This is a genomic window from Gallintestinimicrobium propionicum (genome assembly GCF_025567525.1).
GTDB classification, from domain to species: domain Bacteria; phylum Bacillota; class Clostridia; order Lachnospirales; family Lachnospiraceae; genus Gallintestinimicrobium; species Gallintestinimicrobium propionicum.
Genome location: NZ_JAOQJY010000036.1, coordinates 1 through 2,517 on the forward strand (window position 1 = coordinate 1; position 2,517 = coordinate 2,517).

Genomic DNA, 2,517 nt, shown 5'->3' on the forward strand with positions numbered 1-2,517 from the left:
CACTCCGGTGAGGGCGAGGGCCTGCTGTTTTATGGCTCTACAATCCTGCCTTTCGTGGATCACTTCCCGAAGAATACCGAGCTTTACCGCATTATGACCACCAAACCCCAGGAACTGAAAAAGAAGGAGGATGAATGATGATGAACCCCAACATTTTGAATAAAAATCCGCTGATGTTTTTTGACAGGGCGGTAAATGCCCAGCGCAGCCAGCTGCTTACAGTCATGGCCGATGCGGTAAGTGAGTGCCGCACGGCGGCAGATCAGGCAGCCGAACTGAATGAGACCGGTCAGGTGGGGCTGCTCCGTCTGGCAGAGGTCTGGAGTGCCATCCGTGCTAAGGAAGGTATGGGCGGTCTGGTTCTGAAAGGAACCGAAGCGAAGATCCTGTCCGATGTGGTGGCACAGTTTTATGCCTACCTGTCCGGCTGTATGTTCAACGATCCTGTGGGAATGGCCATTTATGTAGAGCTGCACTACATGATGTCCTCCCTCATGGTGGGAGAATGGTTTGAATAAGGAGCCGCGCCTGCGCTTTACTGATGAGGAACGGTCGGAGCCTGCACTGGAAAAGCCGATCCGTAAAGCGGAGAAAGCTGCGGCCAGAGCAGATAAGGCGCAGGCCAATATCCCAAAGAAAAAGGTCAGGCAGACGGTCATTGACCCGGATACCGGAAAAAAGACCTCGAAGCTGACCTTTGAGGACAAGAAAAAGCCACCTTCCAAAGTTTCTCAAGGAGTCAGGGAAGCTCCCGTCCATCTGGTCGCAGGCAAGCTCCACAAAGAGATCCGGGAAACAGAGCAGGACAATGTGGGCGTGGAAAGCGCCCACAAGTCCGAGGAAGCGGTGGAGACCGGCGCTTATCTGGTGCGGGAGGGCTATCGCAGCCACAAGCTGAAGCCGTACCGCAAAGCAGCCCAGGCAGAGCGTCAACTGGAAAAGGCAAATGTAAATGTTCTGTACCAGAAATCTTTGCAGGAAAATCCCCAGTTTGCCAGCAATCCGTTTTCCCGCTGGCAGCAAAAGCAGGCCATTAAAAAGCAGTATGCCGCCGCCAAACACGCCGGTCAGACTGCTGGAAATACCGCCCAGGCTGCATCCAAAACCGGAAAAGCCGCAAGGACGGTAAAAGAAAAGGCACAGCAGGCAGGGGCGTTCGTCATGCGCCACAAGAAGGGTTTCCTGATGGCAGGGGTTTTGTTCCTCATTACCTGTATGCTGATGAATACCATGTCCTCCTGCTCCATGATGGCGCAGAGCATCGGTTCCGTTCTATCCGGCACCACTTATCCGTCGGATGACCCGGAAATGCTGGCAGTGGAGGCAGATTATGCAGCCAGAGAAGTCCGGTTGCAGGAGGAAATCGACAACATTGAAAGCAGCCACCCAGGGTATGACGAGTATCGCTATGACCTTGGTATGATCGGCCATGACCCTCATGAGCTGGCAGCATTTCTGTCTGCCGTCTTGCAAGGTTACACCCAGCAGAGTGCTCAGGCAGAGCTGGCGCGTGTGTTTGCAGCACAGTATCAGCTGACGCTTACTGAGGAAGTGGAGATCCGCTACCGCACGGAGACCTCCACCGACCCGGAGACCGGCGAGACCACCTCAGAAGAAGTTCCCTATGAGTATTACATTTTGAATGTGAAACTCACCAGCAAGCCCATTTCCGCTGTGGCGTCGGAGTTACTGACCCCGGAGCAGATGGAAATGTATCAGGTTTACCGGCAGACCATGGGCAATAAGCCGCTGTTATTTGGCGGTGGTTCCCCTGACATGAGCAATTCCGAGGACTTGACCGGCGTACAGTTTGTAAATGGAACCCGTCCCGGAAATCCGCAGTTGGTGGAGCTGGCCAAGCGTCAGGTCGGCAATGTGGGCGGCTATCCTTATTGGAGCTGGTATGGCTTTGACAGCCGCGTGGAGTGGTGCGCCTGCTTTGTATCCTGGTGTTATAACCAGGCTGGAAAAAGTGAGCCGCGCTTTGCAGGCTGCGAGTGGCAGGGCGTTCCGTGGTTCCAGTCTCATGGACAATGGGGTGCAAGAGGCTATAACAATCTGGCTCCCGGAGATGCAATTTTCTTTGATTGGGATTTGGATGGGACAGCAGACCATGTGGGTATCGTGATCGGTACGGATGGCAGCCGTGTTTATACCGTGGAGGGAAATTCCGGCGATGCCTGCAAGATCAAAAGTTATGACCTGAATTATCAAAGCATTAAAGGCTATGGTCTGATGAACTGGTAACAGACTTTGTGGAAAGGAGTGAACGGTTATGGCAAAAAACAAAATTGAACGTATTGACCAGGAAATTGAGAAAACCCGTGAGAAGATTGCGGAATATCAGGAAAAGCTCAAGACCTTGGAAGCACAGAAAACGGAGGCAGAGAATCTGGAAATCGTTCAGATGGTTCGTGCGTTACGCATGACTCCAGCACAGCTGAACGCTATGCTTTCCGGTGGAATGAACCACGGCAGAGATACAGCACTGTCGGAATCAAATAATCAGGAGGCTAC

Annotated in this window: 3 protein-coding genes and 1 pseudogene; all 4 read left to right on the forward strand. The window is 52.9% G+C overall.

What is annotated here, in order from left to right:
* Positions 1-138: pseudogene (locus OCV62_RS17490) on the forward strand (conjugal transfer protein TraE); the annotation flags it as partial.
* Complete coding sequence (locus OCV62_RS17495) at positions 138-518, forward strand: DUF3851 domain-containing protein (RefSeq protein WP_465221417.1); 381 nt, start codon at positions 138-140, stop codon at positions 516-518. The pseudogene OCV62_RS17490 and the gene OCV62_RS17495, both read left to right, overlap by 1 nt.
* Entirely contained in the window at positions 511-2,247 is a 1,737-nt protein-coding gene (locus OCV62_RS17500; protein WP_262588257.1) for a C40 family peptidase, read from the forward strand. Before OCV62_RS17495 ends, OCV62_RS17500 begins: the two co-directional genes overlap by 8 nt.
* 28 nt (positions 2,248-2,275) lie before the next feature.
* Positions 2,276-2,517: DUF4315 family protein (locus tag OCV62_RS17505; RefSeq protein ID WP_262588259.1), on the forward strand; the 242-nt coding region annotated here is incomplete at its 3' end.